The organism is Nocardia spumae, from assembly GCF_020733635.1.
GTDB lineage: Bacteria > Actinomycetota > Actinomycetes > Mycobacteriales > Mycobacteriaceae > Nocardia > Nocardia spumae.
In genome coordinates, this window is the sequence record NZ_JAJFZL010000001.1 from 5,372,798 (window position 1) to 5,388,937 (window position 16,140).

At 68.5% G+C, this 16,140-nt stretch carries 14 protein-coding genes; 9 read left to right on the forward strand and 5 right to left on the reverse strand.

Features of this window, described 5'->3' with window-relative positions:
* The first annotated feature begins 77 nt into the window (after positions 1–77).
* From LKD76_RS24085 to LKD76_RS24095, 3 genes are all read left to right on the forward strand, one after another.
* On the forward strand, positions 78–749 hold the full coding sequence (locus LKD76_RS24085; protein ID WP_227983685.1) for a DUF8020 domain-containing protein: 672 nt from the start codon (positions 78–80) through the stop codon (positions 747–749).
* Positions 750–824: 75 nt separating this feature from the next.
* Entirely contained in the window at positions 825–1,484 is a 660-nt protein-coding gene (locus LKD76_RS24090; RefSeq protein ID WP_227983686.1) for a YcnI family copper-binding membrane protein, read from the forward strand.
* Between the two features lie 78 nt (positions 1,485–1,562).
* The gene (locus LKD76_RS24095; protein ID WP_227983687.1) at positions 1,563–3,791 is read left to right on the forward strand and encodes a heavy metal translocating P-type ATPase; all 2,229 of its coding nucleotides are present in this window, start codon (positions 1,563–1,565) and stop codon (positions 3,789–3,791) included.
* On the opposite strand, the gene LKD76_RS24100 is transcribed toward LKD76_RS24095, so the two are convergent.
* Complete coding sequence (locus LKD76_RS24100; protein WP_227983688.1) at positions 3,788–5,794, reverse strand: cytochrome c oxidase assembly protein; 2,007 nt, start codon at positions 5,792–5,794, stop codon at positions 3,788–3,790. The genes LKD76_RS24095 and LKD76_RS24100 overlap by 4 nt on opposite strands.
* 138 nt (positions 5,795–5,932) lie before the next feature.
* Here LKD76_RS24100 and lhgD point away from each other — a divergent pair, with 138 nt between their 5' ends.
* Positions 5,933–7,135, forward strand: coding sequence for an L-2-hydroxyglutarate dehydrogenase (lhgD, locus tag LKD76_RS24105; RefSeq protein ID WP_227983690.1), 1,203 nt, complete (start codon positions 5,933–5,935; stop codon positions 7,133–7,135).
* Here lhgD and LKD76_RS24110 read toward each other — a convergent pair.
* Together LKD76_RS24110 and LKD76_RS24115 are read right to left on the reverse strand one after the other, a co-directional pair.
* Positions 7,132–7,380: a hypothetical protein gene (locus tag LKD76_RS24110; protein ID WP_227983691.1), complete on the reverse strand. Its 249-nt coding sequence runs from the start codon at positions 7,378–7,380 to the stop codon at positions 7,132–7,134. The two genes, lhgD and LKD76_RS24110, sit on opposite strands and share 4 nt — an antisense overlap.
* A 12-nt stretch (positions 7,381–7,392) precedes the next feature.
* Entirely contained in the window at positions 7,393–9,114 is a 1,722-nt protein-coding gene (locus LKD76_RS24115) for a sodium:solute symporter family protein (RefSeq protein ID WP_227983692.1), read from the reverse strand.
* A gap of 200 nt (positions 9,115–9,314) precedes the next feature.
* Here LKD76_RS24115 and LKD76_RS24120 point away from each other — a divergent pair, with 200 nt between their 5' ends.
* The 3 genes from LKD76_RS24120 to LKD76_RS24130 are packed head-to-tail and all read left to right on the forward strand — an operon-like array spanning position 9,315 to position 12,009.
* The gene (locus tag LKD76_RS24120) at positions 9,315–9,866 is read left to right on the forward strand and encodes a pyruvoyl-dependent arginine decarboxylase (RefSeq protein ID WP_227983694.1); all 552 of its coding nucleotides are present in this window, start codon (positions 9,315–9,317) and stop codon (positions 9,864–9,866) included.
* Positions 9,863–10,483 carry a hypothetical protein gene (locus LKD76_RS24125; protein WP_227983695.1) on the forward strand — a complete coding sequence of 207 codons (621 nt, stop codon included), beginning with the start codon at positions 9,863–9,865 and terminating at the stop codon, positions 10,481–10,483. Before LKD76_RS24120 ends, LKD76_RS24125 begins: the two co-directional genes overlap by 4 nt.
* Positions 10,483–12,009 (forward strand): GGDEF domain-containing protein, encoded by a 1,527-nt coding sequence (locus LKD76_RS24130; RefSeq protein ID WP_227983696.1) that lies wholly within the window; start codon positions 10,483–10,485, stop codon positions 12,007–12,009. Before LKD76_RS24125 ends, LKD76_RS24130 begins: the two co-directional genes overlap by 1 nt.
* A 16-nt stretch (positions 12,010–12,025) precedes the next feature.
* Here the strand turns inward: LKD76_RS24130 and LKD76_RS24135 are convergent, their stop codons facing one another.
* Positions 12,026–12,796: a DUF6319 family protein gene (locus tag LKD76_RS24135; protein ID WP_227983697.1), complete on the reverse strand. Its 771-nt coding sequence runs from the start codon at positions 12,794–12,796 to the stop codon at positions 12,026–12,028.
* A 185-nt stretch (positions 12,797–12,981) separates the two neighbouring features.
* Positions 12,982–14,199: an oxygenase MpaB family protein gene (locus tag LKD76_RS24140; RefSeq protein ID WP_227983698.1), complete on the reverse strand. Its 1,218-nt coding sequence runs from the start codon at positions 14,197–14,199 to the stop codon at positions 12,982–12,984.
* A gap of 204 nt (positions 14,200–14,403) precedes the next feature.
* Here LKD76_RS24140 and LKD76_RS24145 point away from each other — a divergent pair, with 204 nt between their 5' ends.
* Both LKD76_RS24145 and LKD76_RS24150 read left to right on the forward strand, forming a co-directional pair.
* Entirely contained in the window at positions 14,404–15,189 is a 786-nt protein-coding gene (locus LKD76_RS24145) for a maleylpyruvate isomerase N-terminal domain-containing protein (protein WP_227983699.1), read from the forward strand.
* Positions 15,190–15,312: 123 nt separating this feature from the next.
* Complete coding sequence (locus LKD76_RS24150; RefSeq protein WP_227983700.1) at positions 15,313–16,116, forward strand: SAM-dependent methyltransferase; 804 nt, start codon at positions 15,313–15,315, stop codon at positions 16,114–16,116.
* The last annotated feature ends 24 nt before the right edge of the window (positions 16,117–16,140 follow it).

Below are 16,140 nucleotides of genomic sequence, written 5' to 3' on the forward strand. Positions count from 1 at the left end.
GAACCGCGACCGCGAATCCGGCGACCACTTCTCGACAGCGAATTCCCGCTGCCACGAACAACTCCGGGAGTCTCACAATGATGTTGCGCAACGGTGTGGCGGTCGCGGCCCTGGTCGTCTCCGCCCTCGGCATCTCCGCCGGATCGGCGGCCGCCGATCCGGCGGCACCCACCACCTCCGATATTCATTTCCAGGCCAACGCGATCGGCCGCTCGGTGGTTCTCGCCGTGGACACCGGCGCGGTGGCGGTGCACGACAACCATCTGGAGTTCATCGACCGGCACGGCGCCACGGTCGCCTCGCTTCCGCTGGCATATCGGCACGAAGGGCGCGTGCTGCCGATCGCTGCGCAGGTCGACGGCGATCGCGTCACCCTCACCGCCGAAACGGATCCAGCCGCGAGCCGGCCGCTGCCCGCGGCGACCGCCCAGGAGATCGACGCGCTGTCACATCCGAATTTCAACGCCGCCTTCGGTAATTTCAGTATGGAGATGATGGCGGCGGCCACGGTCGGCAGCCTGCTCGGCAGCACGGTCGGCGCGGGCATCGGCTGTGTGGCCGGCGGTATCGTCGGCGGCGCGGCGGGCGGCGTGGTCACCATCGGCGTGCTGGCGGTCCCCGGCGCGATCGGCGGATGCCTGGTTACCGGGGCGGCGCTGGCCGCGATGGGCGCTGTGGTCGGGACCATCGTCGTCGGCGTTCCGGCGTTGATCGCCGCGGGCGCGCAATTCTGGAACGACACGCACTGATCGAATCCGTCCGGGGATATTGTTCATAACGTCATCAGGTTCTCCCGAAATCACAGGCAGAGGAGTGACCGCGTTATGAACAATTCCTGGCTGCATCGGACCGCCTTCGCCGGTCTCACCGCCGGTGCGGCGGCACTCGTCGCGGCAGTCCCGGCCGCCGCACACGTCACCGTCTCCGGGCCGGACGCCGCGCGCGGCGGATCCGCCGTACTCACCTTCCGGGTCCCCAACGAATCGGCGACCGGCAGCGCCACCACCGGACTCAGCGTGCAATTTCCGGGTCTGACCGAGGTCGAGACGGAGCCCACCCCGGGCTGGAAGACCACCGTCACCCGCGACGGCAACCACAAGGTCACCGCGGTCACCTGGACCGCCGATCAGGCTGCCGGAATCGGGCCGGGACAATTCGAACAATTCTTCGTGCTGGCCGATGGGCTGCCGGATTCCGAAACCCTGACGCTGCCCGCCACTCAAACCTATGCCGACGGCCGGGTGGTCACATGGGATCAGCATCCCTCGGGTGATAACGAACCCGAATATCCCGCTCCGACATTGGCCTTGGCTCCCGAACGATCCGGTGGAGCGCAGAACCACGGCGATGTGCATGCCGCGTCGGCCGCCGAGGAACACGAACCCGACACCACGGCACGCTGGCTGGGCAGTATCGGCATCGTGCTGGGCGCACTGGGTGTGCTCGCCACCGCGGCGGTGCTGGGGCGGCAGCGGTCCCGCTAGCCGGGAACCCAGCGGGTAGTCCATCCGACCTTGTGCGAGGACATCACTCGCCGACCGCTGGATGAGGTTTCGACCGATATGAACGCACCCGCCACCACAAGCTTTCCCGCGCAACGGATCCGGCTGGCGATTTCCGGCATGAGCTGCGCCGGTTGCTCCGCGCGGGTCGAGCGGACCCTGAACAAACTGGACGGGGTCGCCGCCACGGTCAATTTCGCCACCGGTGTCGCCACCATCGGCGCGCACACGGCGATTTCACCGGATATGTTGTGCGACAGAATCATCGACGCCGGCTACGGGGCTACTCCACTGCTCGACACCCCCACGATCGATACCGCACCGGAGGATCGGGCCACCCGCGACCTGTTCCAGCGCCTGGTCGTCGCGGTGGTGTTGTTCGTCCCCCTGGCCGATCTGTCCGTCGTCTTCGCGACGGTTCCGGGCACTCGATTCGGCGGCTGGCAGCTGGTTCTGCTGACTCTGGCGTTGCCGATCGTCGTGTGGTCGGCGGCGCCACTGCATCGGCGAGCCGTTTCCGGACTGCGCACGGGTGTAGTCGGCATGGAAACCCTGGTCTCACTGGGTATTACGGCGGCCACGCTGTGGTCGATGGTGACGCTGGCACACCGTCCGGCCGCGCATCCGGTCGCGAGTGGGCTGGCCGCGGCGATATTCGGCGCCGATTCCATCTATCTGGAAGTGGCCGGCGGGGTTACGGTATTCGTCCTGGCCGGGCGCTATTTCGAGGCCAAGGCACGGAGCCGCGCCGGCGGCGCGCTGCGTGCGCTCGCCGCACTGAGCACCAAGGACGTCACCGTACTGACCGCGGCCGGTGACGAAATCGTGGTTCCGATAGCCGAACTCGGGGTCGGACGCCGATTCGTGGTTCGCCCCGGTGAGACGATCGCCGCCGACGGCCGCGTCGTGGACGGCCACTCCAGCGTGGACGCCGCCGCGATGACCGGCGAATCGGTGCCGATCGAGGCGGGGCCGGGCACCGAGGTCACCGGCGGCACTGTCGCGCTGACCGGACGACTGATCGTCGAGGCCACCGCGGTCGGATCCCGGACCCGCCTGGCGGCGATGATTCGCCTCGTCGAGGACGCCCAAGCCGAGAAGGCCGGATTACAGCGCCTGGCCGACCGCATCGCCGGGGTCTTCGTCCCCGTGGTGCTGGCCCTCGCCACGCTGACGTCGGCCGGATGGCTGCTCGGCGGCGCGGATCCGGATCGCGCGATCGGCGTCGCGGTGGCGGTGCTGGTCATCGCCTGTCCCTGCGCACTGGGCCTCGCCACGCCGACCGCGTTGATGGTGGCCTCCGGCCGCGGCGCTCAACTGGGCATCTTCATCAAGGGCCAGCAGGCACTGGAAACCAGCCGCGACATCGACACCGTGGTGTTCGACAAGACCGGCACGCTCACGACCGGGGTGATGACCGTCGCCACCGTCCACGGCGGCGAGGATGTCGTGCGCCTCGCGGGTGGGATGGAGGCCGCCTCGGAGCACGCGATCGGGGTCGCGATCAGCGCCTGGGCGCGGGAGCGGCATCCGGCCCTGCCGGCGGTCTCCGGCTTCACAGCCCTACCGGGCCTGGGCGCTCGCGGGCTGGTCGAGGGCCGCGAGGTCCTGGTGGGCCGGCCGGCACTGCTCGCCGCCGAGGGCATCGAGATACCCGAGGATCTGCGCCGGGTGGTGGATACGGAGCAGCGGCTCGGCCGCACCGCGGTTGTCGTCGGCGTCGACGGCCACGCCCGCGGCATCGTCGCGGTCGCCGATGCCGTGCGTCCGGGCGCCGCCGCCGCGGTGGAACGCCTGCATCGACTCGGACTGCGCACGATGCTGCTGACCGGCGACAACGCCTGCGCCGCCCGCACGGTCGCCGACGAGATCGGAGTCGCCGAGGTGGTCGCCGAGGTGCTGCCCGCGGACAAGGCGCGGGTGATCCGAGACCTGCAACGATCCGGGCGGCGGGTCGCGATGGTGGGTGACGGGATCAACGACGGGCCGGCCCTGGCCACCGCCGACCTCGGGCTGGCGATCGGGCGCGGCACCGATGTCGCGATCGGCGCCGCCGACATCATTCTGGTGCGCGACGATCCCGCGGCGATCCCCGACGCCATCACGCTCGCGCGCGCGACCTTGCGCACGATCCGCGGCAATATGGTGTGGGCGTTCGGATACAACCTGGCCGCCCTGCCGGCCGCCATGGCCGGACTGTTGAATCCGCTGCTGGCGGGAGCCGCCATGGCGTTCTCGTCGTTCTTCGTGGTGTGGAACAGTTTGCGGCTGCGCGATTTCCGTCCCTAACGGCGATCGCGGGCCAGTTGGGCGAGCATCGCGTTGTAGGCGAGCAGTTCGTCGTCGTCGGGAAACGCCTCCTGATGCCGGTCGATGCGCGCGGCCGCGCGCCGTTCCTGCGTCGCCCACTGCGACAGCAAGGCCACGACCACCAGCAATACCGGCACCTCACCCGAAATCCAGGCGAGCGTGCCCCCGAGCTTCTGATCGGCGAGCGGATCGGCCATCCAGACCAGTTGTAGCTGCGGATAGAAGCCGCTGCCGACAAGCGTGTTCATCACCATGACCGCGACGCCGAAGAAGGCGTGAAAAGGCATGATGGCGAACAACATTCCCAGTCGGCCCAGATGCGGGAGGCGGCGCGGACCGGGATCGATGCCGATGATCGCCCAGTAGTACAGATATCCGGCGAGCAGGAAGTGGATGTTCATCAGCAGATGGCCCCAATGGAAGCGAATCAGCTGGTCGAACAGCGACGTGAAGTACAGCCCGTACAGCGAGACCACGAAAATCGCCAGTGCCACAAGCGGATTGCTCGATATCCGGGTGAACCTCGAATGCATGAGCCACAGCACCCACTCCCGGACACCGGGCGGGCGCCCGCGACCGGCCGGTTCCACCGCCCGCAACAGCAGCGTGACCGGCGCCCCCAGTACCAGCAGCACCGGCACGAACATGTTCAACGCCATATGCACCGCCATGTGCACGCTGAACATGGCGTAGCTGTAGGCGCCGATTCCGGATGAGGTGACCAGCAGCAGGGTCACACAGCCGGTCACCCAGGACACCATCCGCCATCGCGACCAGGCGTCGCCACGCCGGTGCAGGCGCACCACCCCCGCCAGGTACGCCGACGCGGCGACGATCGCGGCACTGCCCAGTACGACATCGAATCGCCACCAGGTGAGCAGCCGCCAGATATCCGGCGCGGCAGGCAGGTCGAAACCGAGCAACACCTGCTGTGCGGTGAACCCGCGATGGCCGAATGCCGGCGCGGGCGTCACCGCCAGCACGGCCGATACGGCCAGGCACCCGGTCGCGGCGAACGCGCTGCCCACGAGCGCGCGAGGCATCCAGCGTGACCCGGCGGGAAGGGCGGCGAGCCACCCCGTCAGCACCGCGAATCCGATCAGTTGCGCCGCGGCCGCCGCCGAGAACAGGCCGTACGCACCACCCCAGTGTGCGGGCGGCGCCAGGATCGCGATCAGGATCGCACCCGTGGGCGCCAGCACCACGGCACAGCTCACCACCACTGTGCGGTACCGCCGCAGCGCCGAAGCGAATCGCCGCAGGCTCTCGGCATCGCAGACGCGCCGGTGATGTTCGACGAGACACCACGCGGCTCCGGTGGGCACCGACAGGGCGAGTGTGAAGGCGACGACCGCTCCGGTCGCGTAGTCGTGATCGGGCCCCTCCCCCGCGTTCCCGGTCAGCGCGGGCGCCAGCACCGCCACCGCGCACACCGCGGCGATCCCGAACACGCTGTTCCAGGTCAGGGCGAAGCGCACGGCGATCGACACCACGACCACGGCCGCCGCGGCGACGAGCCACGCCTTCGGTCGCTCGGCGGCCGCCATCAGCGCGGCCGGCGCGCCGGCGCGCAGCAGGCCACCGATCGGAATACCCGCCGAATCGGTGGCCGACACCGGCACCAGCAGCAGGCAAACCAGTGCCCAGATCGGCGAAACCCGCTCGGCGAGAACGACTCCGGCATAGCCGTCGACATCCAACCGGCCGCGCGCCGAGGGGGCGGTGCACACCAGCGTGTATGCCAGCGCGCCCAGCACGAGTCCGCCCGCCAGCGCCGCCGCCACCCGCAGCGTCACATACACCGACACCGAGATCCAGCCGGGAAAGTCGATCCCCTGCAGGGAGTAGGACCGCGGGCCCACCATCGCCACCATGACCGCCACCGGCACCGCCGCGAGGAGACAGGCGGTGAGTACCGCGGCGGCCCGCCACCTCCGGCGCGGGGTCGACGGGATGAGCTCGGCGGGAACGAGGGTCGTCATCTGCACTCCTGAACGGGGGTCCCTCGGTAGTCGGATCGCGTCCCGTGCCGGTTCCCGGCAGCACGCCCTGACCGGGGCGGGCAGCTCGGCCGGTGCGTAGATTGGCCGCGGCGGACACCGGCGGAAGTGGGAGCGAGTATGGCGGAACAACGCATCGGCATCATCGGCGCCGGGATCGTCGGACTCGCCATCGGCCGGGAGATCACCCGCCGGCAACCGGGCGCCCACGTGGTCGTGGTCGACAAGGAAGATCGGGTGGCCGTGCACCAGACCGGCCACAACTCCGGTGTCGTGCACGCCGGAATCTATTACGAACCCGGTTCTCTGAAGGCCACGCTGTGTGCCCGCGGACGGGATCTGCTGCGCGACTACTGCGCCGCCCGGCAGCTGCCCTACGACGAGGTCGGCAAACTGGTCGTCGCGATCACCCCAGACGATGTGGTGCGGATGGACGCGCTGGCCACCCGCGCCGGAGCCAACGGTGTGCCCGGACTGCGGCGCATCGATGCCGCCGAGATCACGGATATCGAACCGCACGCGACGGGCCTGGCGGCCCTGCATTCACCCCATACCGCGATCACCGATTTCGTCCGGATCGCACAGGCTTTCGCCGACGACATCACCCGGGCGGGCGGTGAGATCCGATTGTCGTTCCCGGTCACCGCGATCACCCGGCGCCGCGGCGGAATCGAGATCGGTTCCCGCGCGGGCACGATCGTGGTGGACCGGCTGATCGTCTGCGCCGGACTGCACAGCGATGCCGTCTCGCGACTGGCCGGAGATGAGCCCGCACCCCGGATCGTTCCCTTTCGCGGAGAGTACATGCTGGTCGGGCCGGCCAAGCGGGATCTGGTCCGCGGCTTGATCTATCCCGTCCCCGATCCCCGGTATCCCTTTCTGGGAGTGCATTTCACGCGGCGGGTCAACGGTGAGGTCGAGGTCGGCCCCAACGCGGTACTCGCCTTCGCCCGGGAAGGCTACCGCCGGTCGGCGTTCTCGGCCCGGGATCTGCGCACCCTCGCGACCTGGCCCGGCACCTGGCGGCTGGCTCGCCGGCACTGGCGCACCGGGGTCCGCGAGGTCTACGGCTCGCTATCGGCCCGCGCGTACATGAAGGCAGCGCGACGTTATGTTCCCGGCATCGGGGTGTCCGATGTCTTCCGGGCCGGCGCCGGGGTGCGAGCCCAGGCCGTGGACGCCGACGGCGCGCTGGTCGACGACTTCCGGATCCATCGGCTGGGACCGATCACCACTGTGCGCAACGCCCCCTCCCCGGCCGCCACCTCGAGTATGGCGATCGCCGAATACGTCCTCGACGTCATCGGCGCACAGCCGGACTAGTCCTCGTGCTCGGTCTCCGGTGACCCGGCATCGGATTCGGTGACCGCCCGGACCGGACGCAGCACCGCCCAGAGCAGGAAGACCGCCGCGGCGATCAGCATGCCGACACCGGCCCACAGGTTGATGTCCCACCCGCCGGTGCGCGCCCGCTGGGCGGCGGTGTCGTGGACGACGGAGGTGACGACGAGGACGATTCCGTAGCACCCGAGCAGCGCCCCGACGATGGTGCGAATATCGAAAAGCATGGCGTCACTTCCTCATCCGACGAAGATGTTCAGAGCGATCACGATGACCAGCGCTATCCCGGCCAGCAGCACCGGGCGCTGATACCACGGCAGGGTGGCGGCGTCCGGATCGGTGAGCTGGTCCCTCGGTGTCTCCGAATACACCAGCCCGACGAGTTCCGCGGCGGGTTTGGGCGCGGTCACCGAGCTCACCGCGATGCTGAGCACCATGTCGACCACGAAGGCCACCCCGGCCGCGACGAAACTCGACCCCTGCCCCGACAGATGGAAGACCTCGGCCTTGTTCAGGATGAAGATCACCACCGCACTCAGGGTTCCGAACACCAGGCCGACCCAGCCCGCGGTCGGTGTCATCCGCTTCCAGAACATGCCGAGGATGAAGGTGGCGAACAGCGGTGCGTTGAAGAACGAGAACAGCGTCTGCAGATAGTCCATCATGTTCGAGAAGCTGCCCGCGATGAACGCGGTCCCGATCGCGATGGCGGTGGCCCCGATGGTGGCCAGCCGGCCCACCGTCAGGTAGTAGCCGTCGGGCTTGTCCTTGATCACGTACTGCTGCCACAGGTCGTAGCTGAATACGGTGTTGAAGGCGGAGATGTTGGCCGCCATGCCGGCCATGAACGCGGCCAGCAGCCCGGCCAGGCCGACGCCCAGCAGGCCGTTCGGCAGCACCTCTTTCATCAGATACAGCAGCGCCTGGTTGTAGTTCGCGTCGCCCGTGCCGGTGGCCTTGAACTCGGCGATCTGGGGAATCAGCAAGGCGCTGACCATACCGGGTATGACCACGATGAACGGAATGAACATCTTCGGATACGCGCCGATGATCGGGGTGCGCCGGGCGGCCGAGATGGAATGGGTGGCCAGCGCGCGCTGAACCTCCACGAAATTGGTTGTCCAGTAACCGAAGGACAGGACGAATCCGAGGCCGAGCACGATGCCCGTCACCGACAGGAAGTTGTTGCCGAAACCGCTGAGTTCGTTACCCGGCCAGGAGTGCAGCTGTTCGGCGCCGTCGGGCAGCGCGGAGACGTGGTCCTTCAATCCACTCACCCCGCCGATGCGGTGCAGGCCGACCAGGGTCAGCGGCAGCAGCGCCGCCACGATCACGAAGAACTGCAGAACCTCGTTGTAGATCGCGGCCGACAACCCGCCGAGGGTGATGTAGGACAACACGATCAGCGCGGCCGCGATCACCGACACCCACAGCGGCCAGCCGAGCAGCACATTGACGATGGATCCCAGCAGATAGAGATTGACCCCGGCGATCAGCACCTGGGCGATCGCGAAGCTGAGGGCGTTGACCAGATGAGCCCCGGTGCCGAAGCGACGGCGCATGAATTCGGGAACGCTGCGTACCTTGGAACCGTAGTAGAACGGCATCATCACCACACCGAGGAACAGCATGGCCGGAACCGCGCCGATCCAGAAGTAGTGCATGGTCGGCATTCCGTATTCGGCGCCGTTGGCCGACATCCCCATGATCTCGACCGCACCGAGGTTCGCGGAGATGAAGGCCAGGCCGGTAACCCAGGCGGGCAGCGAGCGACCGGACAGGAAGAAATCGATACTGGACGAAACCCGGGCCCGGGCCATCAATCCGATGCCGAGAACGAAGACGAAATAGACGGCGACCAAGGCGTAGTCGACGGGCGCGGCATCGAGTCGCAGCTGATCGGCCGCCAGAAGCGCCACCGCCGAATCGAATTGGTGCGGCGCCGAAGCAACGAACTGCATACGGATCTCCTGTCGGAAAGACCAGCCGGTCGACCAGATCGCGATATGCCCGGATAGTAGCGCGCCACAGCGGATCTCCGAGGCCAGTCCGGATCCCGCGCGGCGCGCTCCGGCCGGCAGCTGTGGACCCCGCAGATTTAGAGAAAGTTAGCCCGGCAAAATGCAACACTGATGGCCCCCGGGAAAGATCGGACGAAACGATGCTGACGACTCATACGCCGCTCGAACCGCGCGGCCGTCGTGATTCCGACCGCGACCATGCCACCGCGCTGACCATCGAGATCGGCACGACGATCGGAACGGGTGCGACGGATTTGGCGGCCTTCGACGCGGCACTGCGCGAACTGGGTGTGGGAGAGGCGAATTTGATCCGCTTGTCGTCGGTGATCCCGCCGCGCGCGCGGGTGCGGCGAACCACGCGCGTGCGTCAGCGGATCGCCTGGGGTGATCGCCTCTACTGCGTCTACGCGCTCGGGCACGCGAGTACGGCCGGGGCCACCACGGCCGCGGGAGTCGGGTGGGCGCTGCGCGCGGACGGGTCAGGCGCCGGACTGTTCGTCGAGCACGCGGCCGAAACCGCCGCGCAGGTCGACGATCTCATCCGGGCCAGCCTCGCCGATATGACCGCCGCTCGCAGCGCCCGCTTCGGCGCGGTCCACACGGCCACGATCCAGGCCCGCTCCGACGGCCGCGCCACCTGCGCCCTCGTGCTGGCCGCGTATCGGGCCGTCGGCTGGGATCAACCGGCGTGAGCCGATCGGACCCGGAGGCGAGTGAGGCGCCGGCCGCCGGGACAGCCTGGCCCGGCGTCGCCGTCACCGTCGAGACGGCGATCCCGGATGCGGAGATCGAACTCTTCCACACCCTGTACGAGCAGGCGTTCGGACCGCTGCGGGCCCGCGCCGCCGCCCGGCAGGTGCTGCATCGCAACGAATTCCGCGCGGAGATGACCGACACCCGGGTGGACAAGATCGTGGCCCGCTCCCGGACCGGTGCGCCGATCGGACTTACCACGCTGACGCGGCATCTGGATACGGTGCCGTGGATCAGTCCGGAATATTTTGCGACACGATTTCCGCAACACGCCGAGCGCGGTGCGATTTACTATGCAGGTTTCACCCTTGTTACCCCAACTGCGCGACATGGGGTGGCTTTTCATGCCATGATCAGTACAGTTGTCCAGATCCTGGCGGCAGCTGGTGGGGTCGTCGGCTGGGACATCTGCTCGTACAACAACTCTCAATTCTCGTTCGCCGACGCGCTTCGCAGTGCGGTCGGCGAAGAGGCGAATGTGGACGTCGCGGTCGAGGATTCACAAACCTACTACGCGGCCCGATTCGTATCCGACGACGCGGACCAGGGGGGCTGATGACATCCGGCACACAGCACCACCACACCACCCGCATCCGGCCGAAACACAAGGCCCGGCACACAGCATCAACGGTGACCGCCGTCCTGATCCCGGCGCTGCTGTCGCTGATCCACTCACCGGCTTTATCGCTCGCGGCGATGATCTGCGTCGTGCTCGCGACCCTGGCGATGATCGGCATCGGGGTACGCCGCTATCACCCACCGGCGCCCACTCCCTGGTACCTGCTGGCCGCGTCGGCCGTATTGTTCGCCGCCGGAACGATTTTGCGGGTCTTCGCCGACAGCAGTCTGCCGCCGCTCGACGATCTGGCGACGCTGGCCGGCTACACCGGCGTCGGAGTGGCGGCCTTCCTGTGGCTGTGGCCGCGCCGGGCGAGCTGCCAGCGCGATCTGATCCTCGACTCCGGGCTGATCGCCCTGGGCGCCCTGCTGGCCTCGTGGACGTTCCTGATCTCCCCGGTTCTGCACAACACCGACGATTGGGACGCCTCCGCGCTGATCATGCCCATCTATCCGGTGATCGACGCGCTGCTGCTGACGCTGGTGACGCATTCGGTGGTCACCTCCAGCCGCTCGGAAACCTCACTGCGCCTGGTCCATGTCGGATTGCTGGCCATTCTGGTCGCCGATCTCGGCTACAACCTGCAGTCCGCCGGATCCGTACGCATCGACGACCAACTCCTGCTGACACCGCTGCTGGTGGCCTACGCCATCGTCGGGCTCGCGGCGCTGCACCCGACCATGGTCACCCTCGGTGGCGCCCGGCAGGTTCATCCGCACCGTTCCCGGCAACGAGCCAGCATGATCGCGGTGACGCTGGTGATGGCCTCGCTGGTGCCGACCGTCGGCGCCCGGGTGGATACCGTCGACCGGGTCGTGGTGTCGGCGCTGTTGGCGACGCTGCTGGTGGGTGTCCTGGTCCGCAGTGAACGCGCGATCGTGCGCAGCGCGCGCAGCGAACGACGAGCCCAGTACCAGGCCGACCACGATATGCTCACCGGCCTGCTCAACCGCTCGGCACTGCTGCGCACGCCCGCGCGCGATCGGGAGCTGTGGACCAGCCGGCCGGTCTGCCTGCTGTTCCTGGATCTGGACGGTTTCAAGACGATCAACGACAGCTACGGCCACGCGGTGGGCGACGAACTCATCGCCAATGCCGCGGCCCGTATCCGCCGCGTGATCCACCGCGACGATGTCGCGGCCCGCTACGGCGGGGACGAATTCGTGGTGCTGGCCGGCGCGACCCGAGACGAGGCCGCGGTCCTGGCGGAGAAATTGCTGGCGGCCTTCGGAAAACCGTTCGAGCTGTCGGTCACCGAGGTGACCGTCGGTGCCAGCATCGGCATCGCGTGCAGCGGGCCGCGCAGCACCGACGCCACCGTCTACGACCTACTGCGCGAAGCGGATTCGGCGATGTATCACGCCAAGGACTACGCCCTGGGCTGTGCGTTCCACGACGATCTGCGCCACCTGCCGCACACGGAGAGCCGCCGCCGGGTCCGCCGGCACGAACCGGCGGTCTGAGCGGCGGCCCCGCCCGTCAGGACAGTTCGTCGAGCAAGCGGCGCGCCAGCTCGAGTTCGGCCTGCAGCTGTTCCACCTTGGCCAGCTGGGTATTCCGGACCGCGTCGAGGACCGAGTCGACGACCTCGGCGACCTCGGGGTCGAGCAGTTTCGCCGCTTGCGCCACGGCCGAACCGGCCACCGACAAACCCTTGATGGTGCGCTTCTTGCCGTGCACGACATCGACGGTCCATTCGCCGTCGGCGGTGCCGGACAGGGTGACCGTCACCTCCGGGGCCTTGGATTTGCGCGCCGCCGCCGCGGCGGGCTTGTCCCGGGGCGCGCGGGCGGGCGTGGCCGCGGGTTTCGCGGCCGGCTTGGCATCGGAAGCGGGTTGCGGCGCGGCTGGTTTCGACGCGGCGGTCGCCGCCGCTGCCGGGGTGGGCGGCGCGGGTGGCGCGGTCACGGACGACGACATGCTCACTGCGGTGTCCTTCCTCGTTGCCGGCGCGGCTGTGCCGGTGGTCTCGGATGTGGTGGTGCGCTTGTCCTTACGAGCGGGCTTGGCCAATGTCACCTCGGTGGGCGAGAACGACATGACATCCTTCGATCCGGTGGGACGGACCTGCAGGAAGTCGCCATCGGCGGGATCACCGAGTGCGATCACCTTGCCCGATCGCCCCTCGGATACTCCCACTGCCGCCGCAGTGAACCACACCATGGGTGGTCGGCCGTCGGCGAGCTCGTCGGCGATCTGTCGAATCTCGGTGTCGGACAACGGTTGCGGTTTGGTTCGGGGGGACGACATGGTGCTCTCCGGGCGGTTCGTAGACATCGGCGTGCCATGAGCATGCACCATCACACCGACAAGTCCACACCGCACCGGTGTTCCCGCCGCCGTCCTCCGGGCCGGCAAACCCACGGCGATCGCTGTTTTCGCAACTCGGACGGGGCGCCGGCCCGATCGCCGCACCGGCCTCACCGCGCGGACCGTCAGGCGGCGTGGCCGACGTGACGTGCCGAATCGCCGATGACGGCTTGTTCGTCGCCGATCAGCATGCGCAGGAACGCCTCCTGCTCCCGGCGACCGCGCGCGGCGGCCCGCTCGGCACCGCCCGGAACCGTCAGCGCGATACCGCTCCGGGTGAGATTCACCGGAATTCGCAGCAGCGGGTACCACGGGGGCATATACGCCGGCAGCCCGAGCTGCCGCATCGCGGCCGGGCCCAGGAAGGCCGAGGCGACCGACAGGTGCTGAGCCCGCGCGATACGGCCGCGTAGCGCCGGCAGGTTGCGATAGTGCCAGCCCAGCGGATCGTCGGCCATCGGCGTCGCCAGCTGGGGTGTGGTCTCGTCGGGATTGGTGATGGCCGTCATGCAGTGGTACAGAATCCGCACCGCGTCGACGAATCCGTCCGGCAGCCATTCGTCCTCGACGCCGATCAGCCAGCCCACGTACCGCGTCAGATGCGCACCGGCGTCGAGATCGGCGCGCCGGGGCACGATCCCCATCGGCATAGCGCCGATGAACGGGGCGATCAGCGCACCGACGAGCGTGGCCGCCATATCTGTCTGATTGATCGGCACACCCCACTCCGCCACATCCCAATCGGGCAGCGCCGCGACGTGGCGGCGGACGAAAGCGTGGATGAGCCGCACCCGCAGCGTCGAGCGATAGCCGAGACCGAGGGGCCGCATACCGTCGTCGGAGGTGACATCCAGCGCCCACTGCAGCGTCTCCGCGAATCGCTTGGCCGGACCCTTCTCCAGCGCACCCGTGCGGATCAGCGTCTTGTTGAACCCGGACGCCAGATATCCGCCCAGCAGCGAGACGTCGCGTGCGATGTAGAGCCCGTCGGTCCCGCCCATCCGGAAGACCTGCTCGGCCCGGCGGATCTTGTCCCAGTCGACCCAATCCGGTACCGCTTCGTAGCGGGCGAAGAACGCGCGCAGCGGTTCCGGCGCGTCGGGGACGGCATCGAGTCCCTCGGCGAGGATGCGCTCGAACAGCGGACGGGTGCGATCGGTGCCCTCGGCGGCCATCCAGTCGACCAGCCGATCCATCGGCTCGTCCCCGACCAGCAGTGCCCGGCCGAGTTCATCCCATTGCCCGGGCGACGGCGGGCCGATACGCAGCAGGGCGGCGAACGGACGCAGCCCGGGGACCTTGCGCGGGGAATCCGGATGCCGACGCGGGACGGTGGCGCTCATTGCTGCACTCTCCTCACGCTGCACGCCGATGTGCAGCTGCGTATCCATTGTGCGCGGGCGAACCGGCGCGTTCACCACCGTCACACAAGGCTGTGAGATAAAACTAGAAAAATTCACGCAGTGCGTCAAATGATCATCGAACACACCCGGAATCCGCGCGCATGCTGGCTCCCAGCGACCGGCAACCGGTAGCGTGCGGTTTTCATGAGCTCGGTGTATCTGCCCGGCCTGAGCGAGGAACGCCGCGCCGTCGCCGAATTCTGCGCGGGGCTCGACGACGAACAGTGGGCCGCACCCAGCGCCGCGGCCGGCTGGTCGGTCGCCGAGGTGGTGATCCACATGACGATCACGGCCAGGTCGCTGGTCACTCCGAGCGCGGCCGCCTTCGTCGCCACCCGCGATCTGGAACGTCTCAACGAACAGCTGGTGGACGAGAGGCGTTCGTACACCACGAAACACGTCCTGCCGCAGTTCGAGACCTGGTCCCGGCGTGGCGAGCGGGCGCTGTCGGTGTTCACCGCACCGGGTCTGGGCCGCATCAGGATCCCGATCGGCGAACTGGGCTGGTACCCGCTGGATCTGATACCGGCGATGCTGATCTTCGACTGGCACACCCATCTGCGCCACGACATCGCGCCGGCGCTCGACCTGGCACCGCCTTCGACCGATCCGCTACGGATGCACGCCATCGCCACCTGGCTCGCCGTGCTGCTGGAACGATCGCACCGCGAGGCTCTGGCCTGGCTCGATGCTCCCGTTGCGATCACGCTGACCGGCCCCGGCGGCGGCACCTGGCGAATCGAACCCCGCGGCGGACGCCTGCGGGTCAGGCCGGGCGCCGCGGCCGGCGCGGCCGCCCATATCGCCGCCCTCGCGCTGGAATTCCCGCAGTGGGCCACCCGGCGGCTGCCGTGGCGGGCATGCGCCGTCGCGATCACCGGCGACCGCGAACTCGGCGCCCGCGTACTCGACTCGATCAATCTGGTCTGAGCCGCCGACAGCCACCGCAGGGGCTTACGACGTGGGCGTACAGTGGTGCTTCACAAGATCGGCGCCGGGTCCGGTGCGCGGTATTTCCGGTGGGCCGGTTCTCGAGCGGTAGAGGGGTTTCGAGTGGACAGGCCAGCGTGGGCACCCGAAGGCGTGGATATGAACCGGGCGAGCCCCGCCCGGATGTACGACGCGCTCCTGGGTGGTTCGCACAATTTCGAGATCGACCGGCAGGCCGCCGCCGAGGGTCGGCAGATGGTTCCGGATCTGCCCCGCCTGGCGCTCAGTAATCGCGCCTTCCTGCGCCGGGCCGTGCGATTCATGATCGATTCCGGGGTCCGGCAGTTCCTCGATGTCGGTTCGGGCATTCCCACCGCGGGCAACGTGCACGAGGTCGCGCAGGAGATCGACCCGGCCACGCGGGTGCTCTACGTCGATATCGACCCGGTGGCGGTGACCCATGCGGCCACGATCCTGCACGGCAACGACCGCGCGGATGCCATCGAGGCAGATCTACGCAAACCCGATGAACTACTCGCTGCCGCCCGCGGCACCGGGCTGATCGACTTCGACCGCCCCGTGGGTGTGCTGCTGGTGGCGGTTCTGCATCTGCTGCAGGACGAGGAGCATCCGCGCGAGATGGTCGCCGCCCTGCGCGCGGCGGTACCCGCCGGCAGCTATGTGGCCATCTCCCACCTGAGCTCCGCGCAGCGTCCCGAGGCCGCGGCCCGCATCCACGAGGAGTCCACCAGCGGTATCGGAATCCGCTTCCGCGACCGTATCTCGATCACCGAGATGTTCACCGGATGGGACCTGGTCGAACCGGGCGTGGTCGAACTACCCTTGTGGCGGCCGGAATCCGAACGCGACCTCCACGAAACCCCTGGACGTTCCCTGGGTTTGGCGGGCGTGGGGCGCAAGGCGTGACGGGGCACACGGGATAGGCAGGGG

Coding starts and splice junctions, on each gene's coding strand:
- LKD76_RS24100 (WP_227983688.1), bottom strand. CDS start 5,794: ATGACGACCCTCGTTCCCGCCGAGCTCATCCCGTCGACCCCGCGCCGG.
- lhgD (WP_227983690.1), top strand. CDS start 5,933: ATGGCGGAACAACGCATCGGCATCATCGGCGCCGGGATCGTCGGACTC.
- LKD76_RS24095 (WP_227983687.1), top strand. CDS start 1,563: ATGAACGCACCCGCCACCACAAGCTTTCCCGCGCAACGGATCCGGCTG.
- LKD76_RS24120 (WP_227983694.1), top strand. CDS start 9,315: ATGCTGACGACTCATACGCCGCTCGAACCGCGCGGCCGTCGTGATTCC.
- LKD76_RS24135 (WP_227983697.1), bottom strand. CDS start 12,796: ATGTCGTCCCCCCGAACCAAACCGCAACCGTTGTCCGACACCGAGATT.
- LKD76_RS24140 (WP_227983698.1), bottom strand. CDS start 14,199: ATGAGCGCCACCGTCCCGCGTCGGCATCCGGATTCCCCGCGCAAGGTC.
- LKD76_RS24115 (WP_227983692.1), bottom strand. CDS start 9,114: ATGCAGTTCGTTGCTTCGGCGCCGCACCAATTCGATTCGGCGGTGGCG.
- LKD76_RS24110 (WP_227983691.1), bottom strand. CDS start 7,380: ATGCTTTTCGATATTCGCACCATCGTCGGGGCGCTGCTCGGGTGCTAC.
- LKD76_RS24085 (WP_227983685.1), top strand. CDS start 78: ATGATGTTGCGCAACGGTGTGGCGGTCGCGGCCCTGGTCGTCTCCGCC.
- LKD76_RS24090 (WP_227983686.1), top strand. CDS start 825: ATGAACAATTCCTGGCTGCATCGGACCGCCTTCGCCGGTCTCACCGCC.
- LKD76_RS24130 (WP_227983696.1), top strand. CDS start 10,483: ATGACATCCGGCACACAGCACCACCACACCACCCGCATCCGGCCGAAA.
- LKD76_RS24145 (WP_227983699.1), top strand. CDS start 14,404: ATGAGCTCGGTGTATCTGCCCGGCCTGAGCGAGGAACGCCGCGCCGTC.